Annotated in this window: 23 protein-coding genes; 8 read left to right on the top strand and 15 right to left on the bottom strand. The window is 45.5% G+C overall.

Translation table 11 applies throughout. The features are described from left to right. The first annotated feature begins 628 nt into the window (after nt 1-628). From RH86_RS15305 to RH86_RS15290, 4 genes are all read left to right on the top strand, one after another. A complete protein-coding gene (locus RH86_RS15305) occupies nt 629-1,399 on the top strand; it encodes an ABC transporter ATP-binding protein (RefSeq protein WP_009387008.1) in 771 nt (256 codons plus the stop codon). 171 nt (nt 1,400-1,570) lie between these two features. Beyond that, nucleotides 1,571-2,338, top strand: a complete 768-nt coding sequence (locus RH86_RS15300) for an ABC transporter substrate-binding protein (RefSeq protein WP_009387006.1) — start codon at nt 1,571-1,573, stop codon at nt 2,336-2,338. A 141-nt stretch (nt 2,339-2,479) separates the two neighbouring features. Next, a complete protein-coding gene (locus tag RH86_RS15295) occupies nt 2,480-3,220 on the top strand; it encodes an ABC transporter permease (RefSeq protein ID WP_009387005.1) in 741 nt (246 codons plus the stop codon). A 3-nt stretch (nt 3,221-3,223) separates the two neighbouring features. Beyond that, a complete protein-coding gene (locus RH86_RS15290; protein ID WP_009387004.1) occupies nt 3,224-3,901 on the top strand; it encodes an ABC transporter permease in 678 nt (225 codons plus the stop codon). A 69-nt stretch (nt 3,902-3,970) separates the two neighbouring features. Here the strand turns inward: RH86_RS15290 and RH86_RS15285 are convergent, their stop codons facing one another. The 7 genes from RH86_RS15285 to RH86_RS15255 are packed head-to-tail and all read right to left on the bottom strand — an operon-like array spanning nt 3,971 to nt 10,526. After that, entirely contained in the window at nt 3,971-4,807 is an 837-nt protein-coding gene (locus RH86_RS15285; RefSeq protein ID WP_009387003.1) for a LytR/AlgR family response regulator transcription factor, read from the bottom strand. Beyond that, nucleotides 4,804-5,859 (bottom strand): sensor histidine kinase, encoded by a 1,056-nt coding sequence (locus RH86_RS15280; protein ID WP_009387001.1) that lies wholly within the window; start codon nt 5,857-5,859, stop codon nt 4,804-4,806. The genes RH86_RS15285 and RH86_RS15280 overlap by 4 nt, the downstream gene beginning before the upstream one ends. Then, on the bottom strand, nt 5,859-7,142 hold the full coding sequence (locus RH86_RS15275; RefSeq protein ID WP_009387000.1) for a hypothetical protein: 1,284 nt from the start codon (nt 7,140-7,142) through the stop codon (nt 5,859-5,861). Before RH86_RS15275 ends, RH86_RS15280 begins: the two co-directional genes overlap by 1 nt. Beyond that, nucleotides 7,142-7,921, bottom strand: coding sequence for an outer membrane lipoprotein-sorting protein (locus RH86_RS15270; RefSeq protein ID WP_009386999.1), 780 nt, complete (start codon nt 7,919-7,921; stop codon nt 7,142-7,144). Before RH86_RS15270 ends, RH86_RS15275 begins: the two co-directional genes overlap by 1 nt. After that, on the bottom strand, nt 7,914-9,179 hold the full coding sequence (locus RH86_RS15265; RefSeq protein ID WP_009386998.1) for an ABC transporter permease: 1,266 nt from the start codon (nt 9,177-9,179) through the stop codon (nt 7,914-7,916). The genes RH86_RS15270 and RH86_RS15265 overlap by 8 nt, the downstream gene beginning before the upstream one ends. Beyond that, nucleotides 9,167-9,865 carry an ABC transporter ATP-binding protein gene (locus RH86_RS15260; RefSeq protein ID WP_009386997.1) on the bottom strand — a complete coding sequence of 233 codons (699 nt, stop codon included), beginning with the start codon at nt 9,863-9,865 and terminating at the stop codon, nt 9,167-9,169. Before RH86_RS15260 ends, RH86_RS15265 begins: the two co-directional genes overlap by 13 nt. A 10-nt stretch (nt 9,866-9,875) precedes the next feature. Further along, entirely contained in the window at nt 9,876-10,526 is a 651-nt protein-coding gene (locus RH86_RS15255; protein WP_009386996.1) for a hypothetical protein, read from the bottom strand. A gap of 237 nt (nt 10,527-10,763) precedes the next feature. Between RH86_RS15255 and RH86_RS15250 the strand changes: the two genes are divergently transcribed. Beyond that, nucleotides 10,764-11,348, top strand: coding sequence for a hypothetical protein (locus RH86_RS15250; RefSeq protein ID WP_009386994.1), 585 nt, complete (start codon nt 10,764-10,766; stop codon nt 11,346-11,348). A 186-nt stretch (nt 11,349-11,534) separates the two neighbouring features. Next, nucleotides 11,535-11,975 (top strand): hypothetical protein, encoded by a 441-nt coding sequence (locus tag RH86_RS15245; RefSeq protein ID WP_009386993.1) that lies wholly within the window; start codon nt 11,535-11,537, stop codon nt 11,973-11,975. A gap of 93 nt (nt 11,976-12,068) precedes the next feature. On the opposite strand, the gene RH86_RS15240 is transcribed toward RH86_RS15245, so the two are convergent. Then, nucleotides 12,069-13,079 carry a DUF6929 family protein gene (locus tag RH86_RS15240; RefSeq protein ID WP_009386991.1) on the bottom strand — a complete coding sequence of 337 codons (1,011 nt, stop codon included), beginning with the start codon at nt 13,077-13,079 and terminating at the stop codon, nt 12,069-12,071. A gap of 406 nt (nt 13,080-13,485) precedes the next feature. Between RH86_RS15240 and RH86_RS15235 the strand changes: the two genes are divergently transcribed. Further along, complete coding sequence (locus RH86_RS15235) at nt 13,486-13,728, top strand: DUF6868 family protein (RefSeq protein ID WP_009386990.1); 243 nt, start codon at nt 13,486-13,488, stop codon at nt 13,726-13,728. 56 nt (nt 13,729-13,784) lie between these two features. Here RH86_RS15235 and RH86_RS15230 read toward each other — a convergent pair whose 3' ends face one another. The 7 genes from RH86_RS15230 to RH86_RS15200 form a co-directional block, all read right to left on the bottom strand. Further along, on the bottom strand, nt 13,785-14,045 hold the full coding sequence (locus RH86_RS15230) for a hypothetical protein (RefSeq protein ID WP_005594772.1): 261 nt from the start codon (nt 14,043-14,045) through the stop codon (nt 13,785-13,787). 185 nt (nt 14,046-14,230) lie between these two features. Beyond that, entirely contained in the window at nt 14,231-14,926 is a 696-nt protein-coding gene (locus tag RH86_RS15225; RefSeq protein ID WP_009386989.1) for a DNA-3-methyladenine glycosylase I, read from the bottom strand. Nucleotides 14,927-15,017: 91 nt separating this feature from the next. Beyond that, nucleotides 15,018-15,638 carry a thiol:disulfide interchange protein DsbA/DsbL gene (locus tag RH86_RS15220; protein ID WP_005594776.1) on the bottom strand — a complete coding sequence of 207 codons (621 nt, stop codon included), beginning with the start codon at nt 15,636-15,638 and terminating at the stop codon, nt 15,018-15,020. A 90-nt stretch (nt 15,639-15,728) separates the two neighbouring features. Further along, the gene (locus tag RH86_RS15215; RefSeq protein WP_009386986.1) at nt 15,729-16,094 is read right to left on the bottom strand and encodes a hypothetical protein; all 366 of its coding nucleotides are present in this window, start codon (nt 16,092-16,094) and stop codon (nt 15,729-15,731) included. A gap of 155 nt (nt 16,095-16,249) precedes the next feature. Then, nucleotides 16,250-19,075 (bottom strand): Hsp70 family protein, encoded by a 2,826-nt coding sequence (locus RH86_RS15210; RefSeq protein WP_009386985.1) that lies wholly within the window; start codon nt 19,073-19,075, stop codon nt 16,250-16,252. A 189-nt stretch (nt 19,076-19,264) separates the two neighbouring features. After that, entirely contained in the window at nt 19,265-21,229 is a 1,965-nt protein-coding gene (locus tag RH86_RS15205) for an Hsp70 family protein (RefSeq protein ID WP_009386984.1), read from the bottom strand. Continuing rightward, entirely contained in the window at nt 21,229-21,861 is a 633-nt protein-coding gene (locus tag RH86_RS15200) for a DUF2760 domain-containing protein (protein ID WP_009386983.1), read from the bottom strand. The genes RH86_RS15205 and RH86_RS15200 overlap by 1 nt, the downstream gene beginning before the upstream one ends. Nucleotides 21,862-22,151: 290 nt before the next feature. Between RH86_RS15200 and RH86_RS15195 the strand changes: the two genes are divergently transcribed. Beyond that, nucleotides 22,152-23,681 (top strand): sensor domain-containing diguanylate cyclase, encoded by a 1,530-nt coding sequence (locus tag RH86_RS15195; protein WP_009386982.1) that lies wholly within the window; start codon nt 22,152-22,154, stop codon nt 23,679-23,681. Nucleotides 23,682-23,689 lie beyond the last annotated feature (8 nt).

The following is a 23,689-nucleotide window of genomic DNA, read 5'->3' as shown; positions in this document are numbered from 1 at the left end:
GGTTTTTTAAAGTCGCTTGTCTTTAATTGTGTTCTAAGCGACTGCGTAACAACGTTAAGCTTCCTGCATTGAGATCTTTATATCGCCTACGTAGCACGAAGTCTATGTGCTTTAAAATAGACGAAGATCCGAACAAAAGATCCTATTGGGGCTTTTATCTCTCGGGAGTTTAACGTGCTAATCCTGAGCAGTGATTGATTTAGATCACTTTATGAAAGAATGTGAAAGAAAACTACGCAGAATGGTTAAACTTTGACTAAGTGAAATCACAGTGCTGAAAATAGGTTTCATAATGTAATTTTTACTAGACGTATCTGAATTGTTTTATTTAGGTAGCGTGGTTGCGATGGTTGCTGAGTAAAAAGTGAGATTGTGGACGTTATTGTTAATCTTTTTGCGGGAGCTTGGCTTGATTGATTTGTGGTTAATATGCAAAGAAATAAGTTTATTACACTGCGTGATGCATTAATACTCACTCATATTGATTAAATATCGAACTTATCTAGGTTAATAATTTGTTGCATGTTTTTGGTGTTAGTGCTAGTTTCAAGTTCATTGTGGGAGGAGCCCATGTAACTAAACGTGTCGTAATGCGTTTGGTTAAATTAAGTACAGGGAGTGACAGCGCATGAATGATGTACCAGCGCTTAATATCAAAAATCTGCATAAAACCTTTGGTCAAAACCAAGTATTAAAGGGCATATCTTTAGAAGCTCATAAAGGCGATGTTATCTCTATCATCGGCTCTTCCGGATCAGGTAAAAGTACTTTCCTACGTTGCATTAACCTTCTTGAAACGCCAACCGCTGGCGAGATTTGGGTCAATGGCGAATTGATCGAAATGAAAAACAATCGTGCAGGTGAAGCGATTCCAGCTAATGACAAGCAAGTACAACGTATTCGCTCCCGCTTAGCGATGGTGTTTCAAGGTTTTAATCTTTGGTCTCACATGACTGTTCTTGAAAATGTGGTTGAAGCACCAATTCATGTATTGGGTGTGCCTAAAGCACAAGCGATGGAAAACGCCGAATTGATCTTAAAGAAAGTCGGGCTTTATGAGCGTAAAGATTATTATCCCGGCCATCTTTCAGGTGGTCAGCAACAACGTGCGGCAATTGCACGAGCGTTAGCGGTTGATCCTGAAGTGATGTTGTTCGATGAACCCACTTCTGCGCTTGATCCTGAGTTAGTGGGTGAAGTGTTGGGGGTTATGCGTGATCTCGCCGAAGAAGGGCGCACTATGCTCGTCGTGACACATGAAATGGCTTTTGCTCGTGATGTTTCAAATCACGTGATGTTCTTGCATCAAGGATTGGTGGAAGAGCAGGGCAATCCTGACAATCTGTTTACTAATCCGGAATCAGAGCGTCTTAAACAGTTTATCTCTTCAATTTATTAGTGGTTGAGTAACACCGAAGGCGCCACATCAACCGTCACACCACCGTTCGGTCGTGACGACTTCGATTGATTTGACTTAGTCTATTCTGAAGACTGAAAGTGAACACAACATAAGTAACACTATAAAAAGCAACATAACATCTACAAGTAAAACAATCACAGGAGTATGGAAATGAAAAAGTGGTTAGTCGTAGCCGCACTGGCAGCTACAACCTTGACTGGTATGGCCCAAGCGAAAGAATGGAAAACCGTTCGTTTTGGTATTGAAGGTGCTTACCCTCCATTTAGCTGGACTGAAGCGGACGGCTCATTGAAAGGGTTTGATGTCGATATGGCCAACGCATTGTGTGCCGAGATGGCGGTGAAATGTAAAATTGTACCGCAAGATTGGGATGGCATTATTCCATCACTATTGGCTCGTAAATACGACGCGATTATCGCGGCAATGTCGATCACCGAAGAACGTAAAAAGAAAATCGATTTCACGGGCAAATACGCACTTATTCCAAACAACTTTATTGCCAAGAAAGACGCAGGTTTGAACTTCGATAACCTTGCTGGAGTAAAAATAGGTGTTCAACGTGCAACAACGCACGATAAGTACCTAACTGATAACTACGAAGACGTTGAAATTGTTCGTTACGGTTCATTTGATGAAGCATACCTAGATCTAGCCAATGGTCGTATTGCTGCGGTATTGGGCGATGCATCAGCGCTTGAAGAAGGTGTATTGAATGCTAAAGGTGGTGATGGCTACGAGTTTGTTGGCCCTTCATTAACCGACCCACAGTGGTTTGGCGAAGGCTTCGGTATTGCGGTTCGTAAGCAAGATAAAGACTTAACCAAAAAGCTTGATGCAGCGATCCTTTCACTACGTGAAAAAGGTATTTACCAAGAGATTGCCGCTAAGTACTTCAACTATGATGTATACGGCGAGTAATTTCTCGTCTAGACATACGGTTCTCAATGATGAGCAATGATAGATAATGTCATTGTTCACTGAGATAGGTATCAGCGACCGTTGGCTTGTTCCTAGAAGTAGTCAACGGTCGGTTTCAAGTTTAGGGACAGGAACTTACCTATGCTGGATCTTCAAGGATATGAAGCCTCAATCTTAAATGGGGCCTTGGTTACCATACAAGTCGCGCTACTATCACTGTTGCTTGCGATGATATTAGGCATGCTTGGCGCATTAGCCAAATTAGCGCCTTATCGTTTCGCCCGCGCTATTGCCACCCTTTACACCACAATCATTCGCGGCATTCCTGATCTCGTACTGATGATGCTTATCTTCTTTGGTGGACAAATTCTTCTTAACAACAGTTTGTATTCGATCAACGAATGGCTCAATGAGTGGTTTACCTCAAGCGACCCAAACCATGAGTGGACGGCCTATTTACCAGATTACATTGATGTCAGCCCGTTTGTTGCTGGTGTTTTGACGATTGGATTTATCTTTGGCGCTTATATGACAGAGACCTTCCGTGGTGCAATTATGGCGGTAGATAAAGGTGAACTTGAAGCGGCCAAAGCCTATGGGATGAGCTCAGCGTTGGCGTTTCGCCGTATTTTGTTTCCACAAATGGTGCGCCATGCGTTACCCGGCTTTGGTAACAATTGGCTCGTGTTACTCAAGACCACGGCTTTGGTTTCTATCATTGGCCTTGAGGACATGGTACGTGTAAGTGCGTTAGCTGCGGGATCAACCAAGATGCCATTTACCTTTTATATGGCAGTCGCGGTGATATTTCTGTTTTTTACCAGTGTTTCGACAGGCTTACTTAAGCTAGTTGAGCGCAAGTTTAGTATTCACGCGAGGTAGGGAATGGATTTTTCACTCATTATTGAAAGCTTACCGATCTACTTTGAAGGACTATGGACCACTACTTGGTTAGTGGGGTTAGCGCTGATCATTGGTTTAAGCGTTGCGATTCCGCTGGCGATTGCGCGCAACAGTCACAACTACTTGCTCATCGCGCCGAGTTGGGCGTTTATCTATTTTTTCCGTGGCACACCACTGCTGGTTCAACTTTATTTAATTTATTACGGCATGGATCAGTTTTTCCCAGTTAAAGATACCTTGTGGGAACATGCATGGTTTTGTGCGTTAGTGGCGTTTGTGCTTAATACCTCTGCCTATACCGCTGAAATTATTCGTGGCGCGATCAACGGTTTGCCGAAAGGCGAAATCGAAGCGGCGAAAGCCTATGGTATGAGCCCAGCTAAAACCTACCGTCGTATCATATTGCCGAGTGCATTGCGCCGAGCATTACCTGCATACAGTAATGAAGTGATCTTTATGCTGCATGGCAGTGCCGTCGCAGGTATCGTCACCATCTTGGATCTGACGGGTGCGGCCCGTTTGGTGAACTCGCGTTATTACGCACCGTTTGAATCTTTCTTAACGGCAGGCCTGTTTTATATGGCGCTGACATTCATTATTTTGTGGGTGTTCAAAAATGCCGAGAAGAAATTTTTGGCTTATATGCGCCCGTTATCGTGAGCGATTTTTATGAATTAACCACGCATTATTTTTTATTAAAAGAGTCCCTTAAAATGGGACTCTTTGGTTTTACATACCTTTAAATAAATTTTGTTGGGCGCGGCTTACCGGTAGTTTGTGTTTCTGCATGGTGACAAACATTCGTCCGGTAAAGTCTTTCGATACTTTTTCAATCGATGCCACTCTGACCACGGTAGAACGATGAATCTTCCAAAACTCTTCCGGATCAAGTTGAGTCAATAGCTCTTTGATTGGCGTTCTTATCAGATATTCACAATTGTCGTCGGTGTAAATTGAAACGTACTTTTCTTCTGCTTTGAAATAAAGCACCTCATTGACAGAGATTAGGTGGATATCTTCCCCGTGTGAGGCTTTGAGCCAGCTTAGGTACCGACTTGGTTTTGGGGTTAATTGACTAATATGAGCAAGCAGTTGATTGATGTCAGGCGTTTGGCTGGCGACGGAGAGGTGATTATCGATTTGTTGAATAGATTCAAGTCGCTGTTTTAGCTTTTCACAACATGCCGCAAGGCGATCTTCATTGAGCGGTTTGAGTAAATAATCGACCGCATTGTGCTCGAACGCTTTAATGGCATATTCGTCGTAGGCAGTAACGAAGACGACTAATGGCTGGTAGCGTGTTTGGTTTTTTGACGGAATACTTGATTTCTTGCTTGATTGCGGATGATTAAGCGCTTTCGCTACAGCCATACCGTCAAGTTCGGGCATACGAATATCAAGAAAGACCATATCGGGCTGTAAGCTTGTAATTTGGTCCAGCGCTTGTTGGCCATCACCACAAGTAGCCACAATCTCTAATTCTGGCCACACTTCAGCAAGGCTACGATCAAGATGATGACGAAGTAGAGGTTCATCATCGGCGATGAGGGCGGTGATAACAGTCATGTCAATTGCGTCTCCTTGCTGTTTAAGGGCTGACTCATTGGGATAGAGATGGTGACACAAAATCCACCACATTGAGGTTGAGTGATGACAACACTCCCCAGTTGCTCATATAGGCCTTTGATTCGCTGTTTAATGTTACTTAATCCGACACCGTGTCCTTTTGTATCGGTTGATTGATTTAAGCCGATACCATCGTCTTTCACTTGGATTTTAAGTTGTTGTTGATGTTGCGAGAGTGATACATCAATCGTACCGCCAGCGCCTTTGGGTTCAATGCCATGTTTAATGGCGTTTTCGACTAAAGGTTGGATCAGCATGGGTGGAATCAAAGCGTAAGTCAGTTTGTCATCAACGTTGATAGTGAAATTGAGCCGCTCATCGAGACGTATTTTTTGAATCGCAAGGTAGGCGCTTAACTGTCTAATTTCATCATCGACTGTGGTCTCGGATAGACGCGAGTTGGCTAAAGTGGTGCGCAGTAGTTCCGTTAATTTATCAAGCATCATACGCGCCTTCGTGACATCTTGGCTCATAAGGGCGCTGATATTAGCGAGTGTGTTGAAGAGGAAGTGTGGCTCAATTTGGCTTTGCATCTGCATTAATTGGCTGAGAATCAGTGCCTTTTCTTGCTCTGCCTGTTTGCGCTTAGTTTCTTCGAGTAACTGACCCGCAATGGCTTGTTGTTCTCGGTTATAGAAGTAATAAAAGCACATACCGGAAAATATTACGCCTAACATGACGACGGGCAACAGGTCATTCAAGCTTTCTCCTAAATACCCATCCAGCCATAACCAAGCGTTTAACGATCCAAGCAGAACCGAGCTAGTGAGTGAAATCGTAATTTCCATGAGCCGCGGGATATTAGGGAAACAGTGCTCAAGGAAAAGCGAAGAGAGTAGAGCGGAATAACCAAACCCTAAACTGGTAAAAACGTGTACATACCAAGGGCCTCCCCAGACGGTATACGTGGTGAGTGCAACCAATAAGCAAAACAGACTAGTGATAATAAAGTTGCGCCACTTTGGGCAGAGGATATCGCGTGAGGTGGTCATTAAAACTTCCCTTTAATCGTAAAGACTAGTGTACGGCGATCGTTGATCTGCGCGTAAGTAGAATCCGACTTTCCGGTTAAAAATCGTGCAGTAAATTCCAAATCTACCGATGCAGCTCCGGTATCTATCCATTGATAAGTGAGCCATTGTGTCGCGATGACGCCGCCATCTTGTGGCGCAATTAATAGATCTAGCTTCGGTGTTACATTACTTAGCCAGTGCCAGTTGGTGTCAGATTGCCACTGTAACCACGCTTGGGTGTCCCAGCTCCAGTGGATCATAAGGCTATGTTGGGTGAGGTTATAGTGGCTCAAACCTTGAGCATAAGAGGTTGCGAGTGGTGCGGTGGCCGGATTGGAGTGAAGTTTGTTGGCACGTGTTTTCGCCTCTTGCCACTCGCTGGTGCTCCAGGCGCGGCTATCGTACCAATATTCCCCAATCAGGCTATGGCCAGTCATCGATGTATAAGTGAAGCCAGCAAGCGCCTGCCATGCATTGCCTTGTTCTTTTATACCCACCGTTTGATTCTGAGAGTTTGGTCGTTCATAGCCCACGCTTTTGTGTTGCCACAACGCTTCACTATGCAGCTCCCACGCATCACCAATCACACTGACCCAACTACCACCGAGTGCGCCACGGCGAACATCATCATAATAAGCGATGAGCTGATATTCATGTTGTGCGAGTAGTCCATAGCGACGTAGGCCTGCGCCTTGTTGTTGATTGGCCTCATCAAACGCATCGATACTTGCATCACTCCAGTGCGAGTTGGTGTAGATCAAGCTCCATTCACCATCGCCATCAAACTGTGAAATTGTCGCGACAGTTGCGCCTTCTTCGACACTTAAGCCAATCGGATTTTGTCGGTAAGGTTTGAACATATCTAGCGGTCGGTAGCCGTAACTCACCCCATAATCGAGACGAATTTTCCCCAAGCTTACATCAACATTATGTTGGCCAATATCAACATCGCCTTGCCATGCAAGTTCACGGACAATCCATTGATTATCGATGTCATCAAACCAGCCCTGCAGTTGGCTGTGATAAATATCTTGGCTGTATAGCGCAAAAAGACCACTCCATTGGCCATAGCCAATTTGAACATCAAGTAGACCGTCGAGATGTGATGCTGAGTCGTAACGTGGTTGGATAAAATCGCTGTTTTGTCGCTGGTGGTGCTGAGCGGATACGGCCCAATCCCAATCAAACTGCCACTGTGTAGCTTGTGCAGGAAGCGTTGTGACCGCAGTGAGTAGAGCATAGAGTGGAATTAGGCGCATCATTACAGCTCCGAAGTGCTATTACGAGCGAGGAAGCTTGGATTGTAAAACTTGTCATCCAATTGCCATGGCGTGATAGATTGATACTCAATCACGGTTTTCTTATCCGTTTGTATTGCGTCGACCAATGTCATTGCCGTGACTGCTGGTGCATCATTACGCTCTCCACGCGAGAAAGTGGCTTGTTTAGCCAGCTTGCCCGAGCGCAGGTAAAGGTTGGCTTTGATTGGAAATCCAGTCTCTTGCTCAAGCCACAGCTCTATCCTCTGATAGCTTGCCCCAGTGGTTTTGGCCGTTAACTCAATCAGATGTGTCGCATATCGGTTGTGACTCTCGTCATTGACGGACTCGTCACTCAACCACTGACCTTGATAATCTTCACTCCAAGTTAGGGTGCTGATGTCACCAACAGAAGCATCGCCGAGTAGTTTTTGCATTGGAGTGATGCGAATAGGACGGCGACTTTTTGGCATTTGCAGCCAAAAGTTGTCTTGTAGCATGAGCATTTTTTGCCCCGCTTCGACAGCGGATTTGAATACCACCAAAGATTCGCGATCAGGACGTGAATACACATTGTATTGACGGGTTTTATCCAGTTCACCGCCTTTGTATAAGTGAACCAACGATATAACACGTGCTGACACATCATCCATGCGATAGTCGTCAGCTTGTTTTACCAGTTGGCTGACTTGGTCATCATTCAAGGCTTGGGCTTGTGCCGTTAAGCTAAGCAAGGCCAGACTCATTACTAATGTGGTCAATATAGATTTGTAATTAGACATGAATTAACGCCTCAGTGATCGGTTTATTTACCCCTTTACGGGCGGAGAAAAACGCAGCGGTTAGGCAGATGGCGAGTACGCCAAGCAGCGCCCATATGGCCAATGAAAACGAGAAATAAATCGTCAATGGATAACCTTGCGTCATACCCGGTGGCGGCGGCATTTGCACATCGACCACCATTAAAAAGAGGGTCAAAATACCCGTGGCGAGCACGCCGAATAGACTGCCGATTACCGCGAGTAACCCCGCCTCACGCATAAATCCACCAATGATTTCGTTAGGGTAATTGCCTAAAGCGGAGAGGGTGCCAATTTCGCGGGTGCGCTCAGTGACCGACATTGTCATGGTATTGAAAAGTGCAACAAACACGACCAACGCCATGATGAGCCCCATGATGCCAAAGATGCGATCATAGAGATTTTTAACGTTTTGATAGTAAAACGCACGTTCGTGCCATGGTGTAATCTCTAGTGCCTGAGCTTGCTGGGCGATCAATTGGTTAATGGCTTGCGAGACCACTTCAGTCTGCTCTAAATCAAACAAGAATACAGAGATGGTGCTGACTTTCTCGCTATAAAGTAGGTCTTGTGCACTATCGATATGGACAAACAGTTGGCGTTTATCCATTTCGGGTACGCCAGTTGAATAGATGCCATGCACCTTAAAGTCGTAGGCATTGAGGGCACCATCGGTTGTGGTGGCGAGTAGCGTTACCCAGTCACCAATGGTCACGTTGAGATTGCGTGCCAGATCAACCGCCAACATCACTTCTGGTTCTGCTGGGTCATAGCGAGATGAGCGCAGGTTAGAGAGTGTTTTACCTTGCTGAACATCTAAGAACGGACCTTTCATGTCAAATTCGCGTTCGTTAACGCCATTACCGATATAAATCGCAGATTTATTGCCATTGGAAATCAAACCGGTAAACGCAATATTTGGCTGCACGCCTCGCACGCTATCTAGGGCGATGATCTTTTTCACCAGATCATCGGGTTGCTCTAGACCATTGGAGAGTGGCATCTCTTCGTCTTTTTGAAAGTAATCAGGCGTTGAGATTATTAAATGACCAATGTCACGGGCTGTCGATTCTTTTAGGCTTTGATAGGTGTATAAGCCAAAGCCTCCTGTGGCGGTGAGCGCAAATACAGCAATGCTAATAATCAACATCGACATGGCACTACGGCGTTGATTACGGCGCAAGTTGAGCCATGCAAGTCGCATTGAATCCGGTATCAGTAACGAGATTAACTTGCCCATGAGATCACCTCACTATTTTGTTCAAGCTGATGCAACTTGCCATCGAGGAGCTCAATGGTGCGATCACAACGAGAGGCCATACGTGCATCATGAGTGGCGACCACAAAAGTAGTGTTCATTTCATGACCGAGGTTTTTCATAATATCGATAACTTTATTCGCGGTTTGGCTATCGAGGCTGGCGGTCGGCTCATCGGCAATCACCAATCTTGGTTGATGGACTAACGCTCGCGCAATCGCTACGCGTTGTTGTTGCCCGCCAGATAGGTTATCAGGGCGATGTTGGTGGTAGTCCTCAAGCCCAACGAGTTCGAGCATTTGCGCCGCTTTATAGTGTTGCTCCTTGCGACTAAAGCCATTAAGCAACAGAGGGTAGGCGACGTTCTCCATTGCGTTCATGACAGGAACTAAATTAAAGCGTTGGAAAATAAAGCCTAAACTGGTTCGGCGCAGCATAGCGGCTTGCTTGGCATTTTTGGGAAGTGGAATCCCATCCATACTGACGCTACCTTGGTATTGCATATCCAGCAAACCTAAGATGTTGAGTAGAGTGCTCTTACCGCTTCCTGAGGGGCCGCACAGCGCGACCATTTCGCCGGCTAAAATCTCGCCCGAAACATCTTTGAGTGCGGGGACGGTTTGACTACCCAGTTGGTAATGACGTTCGATGTGGTTGAAAATGAGCATAACGCGTCCCTCAACCTTGGCTTGCGACAAGGCGTTTTGCTGCCTGAGTTTGTGGATTATTCGTATCAAAGTTTTCCATGGTGCTTAACCAAGCTTGTGCTTGAGGCAAATCCTCCGCTCTAATCGCCGCAACGATGCCAGTGTGATAAATCCAAGCTGAAGCGGCAAAAGGTTGCTGAACGAAATTCTCGTCGTTGAGCAGATTAAGGTAGATGTCATAACCACGCTCAAAGTGATTGAACATGTCGGGTAGGGAGGTGTAAGTGACGGCTGCCATTGCCTGCGCTAAATACGCTTCCGGCAAACCTTGGATGCGCTCTTGTTGGTTGATATCTTCAGGTAAGGTATCAAGTAAGCCAATCCCTTTCGCCATGGTGGCTAATCCTTGCTCGGTGTACTTCATTTTGTTCCATGGCATAAAGGCATCACGGCCTTGCAGTGTTTGTGTGCTGCCTAAATAGACCATGGTGAGTGGTTTAGCGCCTTGTTGTTCAATCAGTGCATTGAGTTGGTCGTAGACGGTTTCAACCATGGCTTCATCGCCATCGGCAGCTTGTGAATAGCTGGCTAGAATGTCGGCGGTTGGGTTGGCATAAAGGTGAGCACTGCCAATTGATGTGGCCAGAGCAGCGCTTAAAAGTAAAATTTTGCATGTTGTCATTGCGTGAATCCCTGTCGCTATGTGAATGATGACAGAATAGGCGCAACGACTAAGTGGTGTTGGTCGATGAGATAAACGGTCATTTACCGGGATAAATGGTCAGTGGCTCGGATGAATTGTGATGACAAAAGGTTCGCTCGCTTCGGTAGTGCGCTTGGTATAAAGTGACCGCTCAGTTTAGTGATGAGGTAAATCCTGAGCTGTAGACGTGACCAAAAATACAGGAACATAACTTTTATGAGCGAACTGAATCCTCAGCAAGAAACGGCTCTCGCTACGTTCAAAGCGAATCTTCATCTACCACATGGTGGCTTCTATGCCTTGATTGTCGAGCTGAGTAAAAAGTACCAATTGCCTTTTCAAACGGTGCGCTCTGTCGTGATGAAAGCACAGCGAGGGATTGAGAATAGTATTCGCACTGGGCCTGATACGCTGAGTAAGATTGATATTAGCCAAGCTCATTGGCGGAATGTTATCGATCAAGCACTGCATGATCTTGCCAAAGAGAATACCCAAGTGATGGATGACTTAGCGAACAATCCAAGCTATCAGAAAGCACTAAGCGCAATGTCGCAGATTGATAGTGAAGCGATGCGCGAAGAAGTCCTAGAGTGGTTAATGCAAGCCTACGAGAAAGAAGTGCTTAAACCTTTATTAGCGATGCTAAGAACCTCGCCACTCTATTGGAAATTGATGCTAGCGGAAGAACTTAATCAGATGAATGAAAGTTGTCGGTCTCAATTTCATGAGTATCCGCAGCACGTTGAAGCGGCCGCACATCTATTTGATTTAGATAAAAAAGTCAGATCAATGACCTTTTAAAAGAATAGAAGTATTTAGAAATCCCTCGATTTATCGAGGGATTTTTTTGTGATGAAGAAAATCACGAGTGCGTCTCATGCTGGTTTATGTATCGTGAGAAAGGATAACGGTACATAACCGCTTTATGGGAAGATCTAGGATGATTGACAACAATAGATATTAGAAATGTGACAAGGAAAGGTTAACGTGCAAAATAGTAAGTTTAAAGACGGTTTAAAAATGGTGGCGTTCACGGTTGCTGGACTGGTGATCTTCAATGTCATGGCCGTGATGATGGGGTTTGTGACTTTTTATCTTTGTGAGGATGTCTTCAACATCTACGGTGATGAGGCCCCTATAGGCAGCGCCGCGTTTATTGCGGGGATTGTTTGCGTGCTGTTTCTTAGTGGTAGGGTCGCGGCACTTTACAAGCAGGCTGCATCAGTGCAAACGTTGTTTCTATCAACCTCATTGCTTTATCTCGCCATAATTTTAATTGTTCGTCATATTGTTATTTCCTTCGGTTTTGATCAGTTGGTCAATACGATTGTTGTCGCTCAATTGTTGGTATATTTGTTTTTGATTTTCTATATCAATTTAAAATACAGTAAAAAGAAAACCGCCAATGTCGAGTTAAGCGCTGAATAAGGCGGTCGTTCTATTGTCTTGTTAGTGAGATGGAAAATCCCTCGATTTAATCGAGGGATTTTTTAATAAATGGCTGTACTCTGATTGATATGATTATTGATCAATCGTAAACGTAAAGAATTGGCTGGTACCGTTATCATTATCACTCACGATATAGCCCGTAGCCTCGTTACCATTTTGTGTGTCTACAGCGATTGACTCCGCTTTTGTCATAAGCATTTGTCCGTCTTGTTCAATCGCTTGACTGTAAGGTGCTAAATTGAGGGTGGTTTGGTTATTGAGAGCATTTATAGGCAATACACCAACAAAGCTACCTTGAATAGCACCGTCGTTGACACTGCTTTGGTTGTTGCCTTCCACAGAAGCGGTAAAGACTAGGCTATTAGTACCTGGCCAGTAATCCGCACCGGAGAAACAGGCTTGCACGCCATTGATGGTAGGTAGTTGTGCTTGAACTACATCCAAAGAAGGAATAGTGGTCGCTTTACCTTGTAGGAAGTTCAACATGTCCGCAGTTTTCATCATGAAGATTGCATTTTTTCCTTCATTACCGCGGTTGAAGATATAGGTTTCATCGGCTGAATTAGCGATACCTTCAATGTTGATTTTTTCGTTTACCGTGAAGCCCGCAGCTTGGTGCAAGTCTGCGTAAAATTTAGACAATGATAGTTTGATGTTATCACCGCCATTCGCTGGGATTAGGTAAGCATTTTCACGTAGCTCTTTTTTGCTACCAGAGCCAACAACAAAGTAGTAAGGCTGATTGTTGTAGTTCAATAGCGTCATTGCCTCAAAATCTGGTTTAGTTTTGTGGTCAATGCGGTTGTCTTTGTTGACTGGGTAGCTGTCAATGAGTGTGGTGCTATCAATGGTGAAGTCTTGATCGACATCGAATAGCCATGGTGAGTCATCACCAGAGACGATAATGTCATCATCGTTAACGACCATTGCCGAGCCTGAAGGTAGATTTTGGTTAATGGTTGAGTTTGCAATCGCAAAATCAAACTGTTCAGATTGTGCTGGTGTTTGTGAACAACCACTAACGAAAATCGCAATCGCACTTAGAAGGCCAACAGTGGCGTAGTTTCTTGTTTTTGTTTTCATTTCAATACCTACATTCGTGAAATGGTGTGAGCGAGTCGAATGTATACCCAGTGAATCACTTAGGAAGCAGTGAAAACATAGATTTTGTCGATTATATTGCTTTACATAATGACTCATTCAGCAACGATAGATTGAGTTATTTGGGCAATAAATGCTTTGGTGGATTAATAATTGGAGTCATGAATAGCGGTTAATCCAACATGAAAAAATGTAGAGTTGCAGCCCATCTTCATAGACAGAACCAGCTTAGGCATTAGCGAAATATTTCAGCCCAGCGCAAATTAATGGCACCTATGAGCTATATTAGGTTTAAATATTTTGTGCAGTGCTTGTAAGGTAAAATTACGATGACTGGGTATCTAATGACCACGTCACGGTACGATAGATAAACGCGGAGGAATACGTGATGGATATTGAAGTGTTGAGAGCGTTTTTTGGTTGGTGTTCAGTGCTAAATTTGCTGGTGTTAATCGTGGCGGGTTTTTCATTGTTCAATGGTCAAGAGCGTATTATGAGTATCCACCGTCAATTTATCGCTTTATCTGATGATGAATTAAAAGCGCAGTATTTTCGTTACCTAGCAACCTATAAGCTGTTAATTTTAGTGTTTAATGTCGTGCCTTATGTGACGCTATACATTATCGCTTAGGATTGAATATTTACTATTCGGTAGCAGTGGGGCCGTCGCCCCACTGCTAATTCTTATTAGTTTTTCTTTTCGAAACAAACCGTTAGCTCAGTGGTTGATTTGTTGTCAGTTGTGTATTCTGACGTATAAACCATTGTCCAACCATCATAAGCCGCAAGTTCTTCGTTGGTATCTGAAGACCCAGTTTCCACTGTTACGCAACGAAACATTTTTTCTGAGTTAGTCGCGTCAAAATCACGCATTTGGCTGGTCACGTTAGCACCAGAACAAGCCGTTAACATAACAGCGATGATTGAAGCGAATAAGCCTTTGTACATAGTGTGTAAATCCATAGAGTTATATTTCGGCTGCGAAGTTAATGGAATGGCACTCTGTAAGCAAGAAAATTATTGAAAATAGTAAGTTAGCTTGAGCGCAATCCATTGCGTTCAAGCTGTTTTTGTTTGAAAAGAATCAGTGTGTTTTTGCACAAGCAGGATAAAGTAACAGTGCAAATGTGGCTTTATTCGCTAACAATACGATTGTCACCGCAACTAAACGCAATGATTTGGCTAATGTGAGTGAGGCTACGCCCACTTTGTTGCTGCCAATGCATAAATGCTTGATTGCATTGGCTAAGGGAACGCTTAGTATCTCGACCGCCTTCGATGATCTTGTAGCTACGTAAATACGCTTCCACATCACTGGATAAAATAAAGGTATCCACTCCCATTTGGCGCAATGCATAAGGGCCGGTGTTGCCACCCAAACGTTGGCCATTTTTCTTCAAGTAAAGCCATAGGTCGGTGAGGTTTTCAGCTGGCCAGTTCGCAATCATCTTGCCCAGTGAGCCATGTTCAATACGCGCCTCGTGAATCATTTGCGCGTTGGCAGCAATCGACATCACTTTACCATGGTGACGAATAATACGTTTGTCGCTTGCTTTTGCTTCCCATTGCTCGTCAGAGAGCATGAGTAATGGTTCGATCTTAAAACCAAAAAAGAGCTCTTCAAAATTAGGCCATTTATTGCGCACTACTTTCCACGCCATACCGCATTGAAATACCTTCATTGAAAAGGCAGAGAGCCAGCGGTCATCGCTAATCGCCCCGATCTCTTCGCGGCTGAGAGGCGTGGACAGCAGAGCTTCAAGCGCTTGCTCACCGCCTTTACGTTCCGCAGCGCGTTGGTAGATAGCTGTGAAGTGTTCTAAGTTCATCGCTTCAATCGACATGGTGTGAATCCTAATAAAAAAAGCCAGAACATGAGCTCTGGCTAGTGGAGTGTAGGGAAAATGGCGAGTGTAACGCCTATAGCGTCAGTAGGTAGTTAACCAACTGGTTGTACTCGGCGTAACTAGTGATCTTATTCGCGACAACGATGTACTTGTCATTCACCACCACCGCAGGTACACCGCGTAGTGTGCTGTTGGTGAATTTTTCATCGTATTCTTTTAGCTTGGCTTCTACCGCTTTGCTGTTGTAAGCCAAATCGAACGCGTTAGCACTAACACCTTTATCGATGAATAACTGGCGGATTTCCGCTTCACTTTGAGGCGCTTTACGCAAAATATGGATTTGTTCGAACATCGCAGGAACCATGCGATCTTCTACCTGCAGTACCACCATGGTGGCATACGCTTTCACCATCGAAGATGCCATTGGGCCACCCATAAAGCCGACATGCACTTTTTCGAACGTCACATCGTCCGCCAGCGCTGGTTTTAAGTTCTTCACGATCGATTCAAACTTGTAGCAGTGTGGGCAATAAAATGAAAAGTATTCAGTGACGGTGGGAGTGTCGGCTTTTGGCCCGTCGATAACCGTGTAGTAGTCGCCTTCAGTAAAGGTCGGTTTTGGTTGGTCGGCAGTGGCGGCTTGTACTGAAAATGCCATCATCAATGAGGCGAAAAGTGCAAAAATCTTGTTCATATTCTTATTTCCTAATGGTGTCGCTTTAAACGTAATACGCGTGCATACCGCACGAGGGCGATCGTTTGATCGGATTAACGAGGTCTAGAATTAGGATATCGGAGGACGAAAAAGTGTTTGGGTTCGGCTAATCGCTTTACCTACAACATCATGCCCGATCGGCGCAATAGCAGAGGGGGAAAGTTGTAATGCGTAATTGAGCGGCTCAAAAGGCATTTTCATCACGCAAAATGACGAACAGCTTTGATGCTCAACCTTAGCATGATGATCGAGGTTAGCTGAGCGATTGCTATCAGAACATTCGACCGCAGAAACCGCGGCTTGATTATGATGAATATTATAGTTGGTTTGATCAGGAAGGGCAGCACTGGCTTGTACGGAATTAAACGCGCTCAGCCATAGCAGGCAAAAAGCACTGAATAGAGCGACCAGTAATTGACGATTTGTTTGTGGCATCAATGGGCTACCTATTTCCTCATTGCTGATCATCTTACCCCAAGCTTGATTGAGAGGGTAGTGTTAAAAAATGCCCCCAAGCTGGAACAGCAAGAGGGCAGTTATCGCTTTAAAACTAAATGTGTCGTACTGATGTTAGGCGAACAACGGCAATATTAGCTTTTTACCAGTGTTAATCCGTGAGGCAGTGCGTCACCAAAGATACGTTTAGATTCACTCGCTGACAGCTCTTTGACTTCGGCAACTAACTCTAACCATGAATCTGGTACTTTGCTCTGTTTCAACTTATCGAGTACTTGCTGACGATAATCCTCAGAGATATCAAATTGACGATCCCCAGTTTTACGACAGATCATCACAGTAGCAAAAGCTACCATCGGCTCTTTCTGCCAATCTTGTTCAAGTAACTTAGGCAACCACTGTTCAGCTTGCTCACGGCTAACCACATTATGTTGGCTGCCATACAAAGGGGTACGAGAAGCAAGACGCCCCAAAGCCCACCAGTGTGCTTGTTGATATTGATTGTGGTTAATCGCTTTACTTAGGAACCAAGTGCTCAACAGCACCTTATCTTCAACATCCAGTTGTTCAAGTGACGCGGATAGACGCACCATAGATTCATAACCCATCTCTTGGGCGGTTTTAGCCGATTGAGGGTTCTTCATCGCTCCAGGATGCAAGTATTTGGCGATGTCAGCCAAGATGGTTTCTTGTTGTTCTTGGTTCAAGCCACCAGCAATACGACGCCAGAATACCCACCAATCGGTCCAGCCTTGGTGATTCTTAAACTGGATCCCCTGTTGGTATAAGCTCCATACTTGCTCAATTCGCCAGCCATCAGTGGCATCACCAAAGCCGGGACGCAGAGCAAAACCGGCCAGACGCAGCCAGTTTTTCTCGTGTTGCTCAGAACGACGACGGCGCTTACGACCAGTCGCAAAGGCATCGAATAACTGACGAAGAGTGGTGAAATCCCAATCATCTCGTGGCCCAAGGCGCTTTTCTAACCCTTTCGCGAGCGTTTTTATTTCGTTACCTTCGGCGCTTTTCTTATTGGCGCTATAGATGCGACTGACAAGCTCTTTACACTCTTCTAAGCGAGGATGGATATTTTGCTCTTGCTGGTCGGTTTGTTGGTTGCGAACTTCAAATTCTAGCGCCCAACGTTTGTTGTCATCTTGGCTAGATACGCACTCCATTTTCAACGTGCCGACTTCAGTCAATTGACAGGCGAGCAACACTTCCACGCGCTCTTTTTGGTTGGCTTGCAGCTCCGCTCCCTCACTATCAAGGGTTGAAATATACGGCGGAAGTGGCTGGAAGAGATCCGGATCCACATCCACCATCATGCCATTTTGTACCGTGGTGTGATTGTGCAAGGTATCGTGAGTTGAGGTGAGTAAGTTAAAGCGTACCGGTTCACCCAGAGTGAGTGAAAATCGGCGACCACTCAAACGGATTTCTTGGCCTTCCTCTGTCCCTTTGGCAAGTAGGCATAAGGCTTTGCCAAGTTTGTTTTTTTCTTGTAGATGCAAGAAGTAAGAACGGGCAACACCACCACCAATTTTTAATTGTGCACCACGTCGAGCCTTACCAAAGGCGACTGCGCCTAGCGCTACTGACCAATCTGGGTGTGGGTTATCTAATACGGTGATCTGGCCACCGCGCCAGTTTTCTAATAGCGTGGTGACTCGTTCGGTGATCAATTCACTATTGAAGACACCGCCGTTAAGCAGTAAAGCAACCGGAATCGCATTTTGTGTTTCGTCTAACCCTAATGCTGCTCGTGAGACTTGTTGGTGTTGAGTTAAAAATTCGGCAACGTGCTTACTGACGGCAGGATCAGCAACGTATGGCAGGCCAAATTCAACCACAGCGCTGCGGCGCTTGTCTGGCAGTTCGCTAAATTCGCTGATTGGGAAGAAACCATCTAACGCAATTTGATGTACTTCTTGTTTGCTTAAATCAATACTTTTAGTGCCGCCGAGTAGTCGAGAGCCGCTGCCTAGCATGGTGATTTTTACCTGCTCAGGTGCGTTAGCTGATAATAGGCTCTCTTTTGCTGCTCGCGTTTGTTGGATCAACTTGGTTAGGCTCGCCGCGTTGAGTTTTTTGTTTTGGCTTGATTGGGCAAAGCGCGTTTCGGCTAAATGCGCTAAAGCTAAATCAAGGTTATCACCACCCAGCATTAGGTGCTCGCCAACCCCAATACGATCGAGCGCTAATTCGTCAGTGTTGCCATTCTCTGAGGTAAAGCGAGCTTCAATCAAGCTCAAGTCAGTAGTACCACCGCCAACATCACACACGAGAATCAATGGCAGTGATTTGAGCTCTTGTGCTGCGGTTTGTTGATGACGGGCATACCAGTCGTAACAAACGGCTTGTGGTTCTTCAAGCAGCACAATGTTAGTCAGGCCAGCCAGTTCAGCGGCTTCTAAGGTCAGCTTGCGTGCCGTTTCATCGAATGAGGCAGGTACGGTGACCACAACGTCTTGATCTTCGAGCTTATTACTAGGGTTACGGTAGTTCCATGCTTGACGGATATGGTTGAGGTAGCTGGCACTGGCGATCAGCGGTGAGACTTTTTCAACATCACTCGCACCCGCCCAAGGCAAGATCTCCGAACGGCGGTCAACCGCTTGATGCGACAGCCAGCTTTTGGCGCTAGAAACCTGTCGACCTTCTACTTTTGCCCCCAGTTCGCGTGCCCATTCGCCGATGATGATGTTGTTACTGTCACCAGGAACCGCTTCATTTTGCCATGGTAGAGTAAGATCATTGGCAGAAACTTGTCCTGCCGCAGGGTGATAACGGAATGAGGGTAAAAGAGGTTTGCGTACGACTTCACCTGCACCGATCAACTGGTCTATTTCAAATAGGGAAACTTGGGATTGTTCAAGGTTGTCGGTGATTTCACAGTAAGCCACCACAGTATTGGTGGTGCCTAAATCAATACCAACAAGAAAACGAGGAGATGCCATACAAACCTTCTGCTGCTTATGAGGTGACGGATTATTATTGTTGTTGTTCTCGAAAAGAAGGTACGACTGAATCGAGAATCTTGCCACTGCAGTTAAAAATAGAATTCCCTAACTTGCTCGTACCCCGCGCTAGGGAAGGACATAACGATATAATTACGGCATCCATTTGGATGCCGTTTGACTCACGAGTTATTCTTCTTCGCTTGCTGCGTCTGCGTCACTGTTCGCATCTTCGCGCACATCGAATTCAACATGCCATTTCTGGCCATTGTCGGCGGCGATCGCCTCAAGATAAAGCGTGCCAAGTTCAGTGACGCGAGAGGCTAGGGTTACGGGTACCACTTCACCTTCACGGCGGCCTTCAGAAACCGGTAGCGTGACTTGAATTTCAGGTAGCTCTTCTAGTTCTTCTGGTGCCCAGTAATCTAAGTGAGTACCTGCGATATCGTCACGACGTACTGTTGAACCAAAGAACTGGAAGTTAACCGGTTGGCCGATAATCAAACCAAATGGTTGGCTTGGAACATCAACACTTGAACCTTCTTCCATACCAAATGGAGCAACACAAAGTGCTTCCATTGGTGGGGCCATACCCGGAATCGCTGGCATCGCGCTTTCAATGCCAACATAGTAGCTTGATGCGATACCACCGCGGATACGCACACCTTGGCCACGACGAACTGAGCCGTAGTATGATGCGCCACTTGCTACCGCAAGATCGAGATCCGTACCGGTTAAACGGGTTGGTAGCTCCGCGTCTGCTTCAATGAGCCACTCACCAATGGTCTCTTCTAAACGATTAGACAATAGGGTTGATTTCAACACACCGCCGTTAAACAGTAATGCCGTTGGTTTGATGAAATCCGCAGACACGGTTTCGCCACCCATGCCTGGCATGCCAGCAAATGGGTTGTATTCTTGTGCTGGCGTTGACGCGCCACCATTTCCTGAAACAGCAAGGGCATTCGCTTGTTTAGACAAGAATGCTGCGATATGACGAGTGATGCCCGCATCTTGTGCGTAAGGCAGACCCATTTGAGTCAATGCGCCACGGTTACGTTGTACCGGGTGCTCAGTTACCGCGACTTTCGGGAAGAAGCCATCAACCAGAGTTTGTTGGACTTCTTGCTGCGTCAACTCAGTTTTCAGTGTTGCGCCAAGCAATTTAGAACCACGGCTTGGGACCACGATCGGTACCGCTTGCAGTTCAGCATCGTTAAGCAACGCTTCTTTTGCATCGCGACAAGCGTGAGTCATGGCTTGAACTTGCCATGGCTGTAGCTCTTTGCCTTCTTGGGCCAGCTTCATTTTTAGGCGGTAAGCAAGCGCGAGATCCATGTTGTCACCACCAAGTAGGATGTGTTCACCTACAGCGATGCGGTTGAGCGTTAGGTTGCCATCTTCTTCAGTCACTTCAACTAAAGAAAGGTCAGTTGTACCACCACCAATATCGACCACCAGTACGATGTCACCCACCGTTACTTGATCGCGCCATGCATCGTTACTGTTATCAATCCAGTTATACAATGCTGCTTGTGGTTCTTCTAGCAAGGTGAGATGTGTCAAGCCAACGTTACGCGCCGCTTCTGCGGTTAGATCACGCGCAGCAGGATCAAACGAAGCAGGAACCGTAATGGTCACATCTTGCTCTTGCAGTGGTGCATTTGGATGAGTGTGGTTCCATGCCGCGGTTAGGTGCTCTAGATACAACTCGGTAGCACGCAGTGGCGATACTTTTTCCACTTCTTCTGGACTACCAGCTGGTAAGAAAGCATCACGACGGTTTACACCAGCATGGCAAAGCCATGATTTTGCACTCGCAATCAAACGAATTGGGGTTTTCGCACCTAAGTTACGTGCAATGGCACCCACTAATGCTTTAGGTTCACTTGACCAAGGTAACACACGTGATGCGCTATCCATCTCGTTTTCGTGTGGTTGGTATAGGAATGAGCCAAGCTGATCACGGGTTTCTACCATGCCTGGCGCGGTCAGTTGAGCGATTGGCATCACTTCAACTTTGGCGTTTTCATCGCGGGTATCTAGGTATGACAGTACGCAGTGAGTGGTACCTAAGTCGATACCGACACTGAATGCAGGTTGGCTGCTTTCTAGTAGCGTAGCGTCTGTAGACTGGCTTTGTTGGTGTTCCATTACAGCTCTACCTCAGCTGGTGCAATCACTGATGCATTGTAGTTCTCAGCCAGTTTAGGCAGGGTCATGTCAGTTGCTTTCCAACCTTTATGTACCAATGTACCGCTAAATGGTGCTTGACCTGTTACATTACCTGTTAGGCGAATCTCTTGAGGGTTGAAGCCAGCTTCAACGGTAACGCGAGTTTCTTCATCTTCGTTACGGATGTGCTCAAGCGTTACGTAGTCAGCCAATACTTTCTGACCGCCAGTGTGAATAACACGTGCAGCCGCGCCCACTTCTTCATCTGAGAATGAAGTCAGGTCTTCTTTCAGGAAGTCAATTAAGCGCGCTTCTTGTTGCATGATAGAAAGCAGTTGCATCGCTGAGTCGGTTGATGCAGTGGCAAGCTTAGATTCAACTTCAACTACTTTCTCAATCACTTTTTCAACTTCGACAATTTTTTCAACTTCAACGATCTTTTCGACCGGTTTTTCAACCTCAACGATTTTCTCAACTGGTTTTTCGATCACTTTCTCAATCACTTTAGATTTACGCGATACCGCAATCAGAAGTAATAGGATGCTAGAAACCGCAAGGCCAGCATGCAGCATGTCAAAGGTGTGAGGAATCATTTGTAAATCGAACGTCATGACAATTCTCTTATAGGTTTCAGTTCAAGTTCCGCATGATACGGCCCTTGGGGTAATCTCAAATAAATTGGGATGAATGTTATCACATTCAAGTATGGATGCTTGTAGAAAACGCTTGTAAAGCATTATAGACCTTACTGGTTGGTCTGTTTTTGAGCAGCTTTTTGTGCCTGTCAGAAAAATCGGACTCTAATCTAATGAAAAAGGCTGATAAGTGCGCAAGAAAAGTTTTAGTCCTAACGGGGGAAGGAGTAGTATGAAGGGACTAGAACGATAAAATAAATGATTGAATGATTTTAACGCTTGAGAAAAAATGGCTCTATCCATTAATCACCTTTACCGTGACGGCGCTGATTGCGTTGTGTGTGGGGTATTTTTCTTACTTGTCCCAGCAGCGCTATAGCCAGACAATATTTGAGAACTTAGCTGAGCGACAAACCGAAGTTTTGGCTGAGTTTATTGGCAGTGATCTTGACCACATTGGTGCGGGAGCCAATTTCTTTCACGCAACAGATCGTGATGAATGGGATCACTTTCCTATTTTCGCTCGACAAGTGGTAGGTGCTTCGCAAACGCTGGTCACTTTGCAGTGGATGGAGCGAGTCGAAGAAGCGCAAGTCGATCAGTTTGTTGCCAATGCCCGTCTTCAATACCCTAATTATCAAATCTATACGATTCCGAAAGGTGGCGAGAAAACCCTCGGTTACATCATGCCTGCCGAAGCGCCTATTTTTGCTGCGCGTGATATCTACCCTCGCAATGCCAGCAACGAAAGTGTATTGGGCTTTTATTCCTCACGTCCGCGCTTCCAATTGGTGGTGGACAATATGCGCATTCACCATAAACCAAGCTTGTCAGATAAAGTTCGCCTAATTCAAGATGGCCTCGACAGTAGCTTAGAACGCGATGGTATCTTGGTGTATCACCCGGTGTTTGATATGGAGACGAATCAGTGCTTGATTGGTGTTGTGATAGGTGTCATCCGCACCTCACACTATTTTGAAGGTTTAATGGTGCGCACCGCGGCAGAGCAAAAACTTGAAGTGAAAGTGGTCGATCTTGGTTTCGATGCCGAAGATGATCCGGTGTTATTTGAGAGCGATAACTGGGCGACGACGGATGGGTTAGAAGTACGCAAAGTGTTGGACTTACCTAACCGCCAATGGGCAATCTATTTCAGACTTGGTGATAAAGTAACCGTCAATGACCTGTTGATCGTGCATGGCATTCTTTTTGGTGGTTTTGTGATTGCTTGTCTGCTGAGCTATATCGCGTATCTGCAAGTGAGAGCCAAATCTAACCTAGAGCATCAATTAGCTCAGCGCACCAAAGAACTACAGTTTTTGGTTGAGCATGATTCATTGACAGGGCTTTATAGTCGCCATGCGTTTAACCAATTTATTGCAGCAATGGTGGAAGAAGATCGTCGGTTTACCCTGATTAGTTTTGATGTCGATAAATTTAAGTTGGTTAACGACAACTTCGGCCACGCAGGTGGCGACAAAATGTTGATTCATGTTGCTCGCACGGTCGAGCAGTGCTTAGAGCCGGGCGATATCTTTATTCGCCTTGGTGGCGATGAGTTCGGCATTATTAGTAATGTGATTGAACGAGATAAGCTGCACACTTATCTCAATCATATTTGTTCCACGGTATTTACCAGTAACATCCAGATAGCTGGTCAGGCAGTTTGCTGTTCTTTAAGTATTGGCGCGGCGATTCGAGAGCATGATTCGGTCGAGCAACTGATTCACTCTGCTGATGCACAAATGTATAAAAGTAAAAATGCTGGTAGAAATACAGTATCGATTGCTGAATAACTCAGCGA

Source organism: Vibrio sp. N418 (assembly GCF_000222565.1).
Taxonomy (GTDB): Bacteria; Pseudomonadota; Gammaproteobacteria; order Enterobacterales; family Vibrionaceae; genus Vibrio; species Vibrio scophthalmi.
Note: the sequence above shows the minus strand (reverse complement) of the source record. Positions and strands in the feature narration are given on the sequence as shown.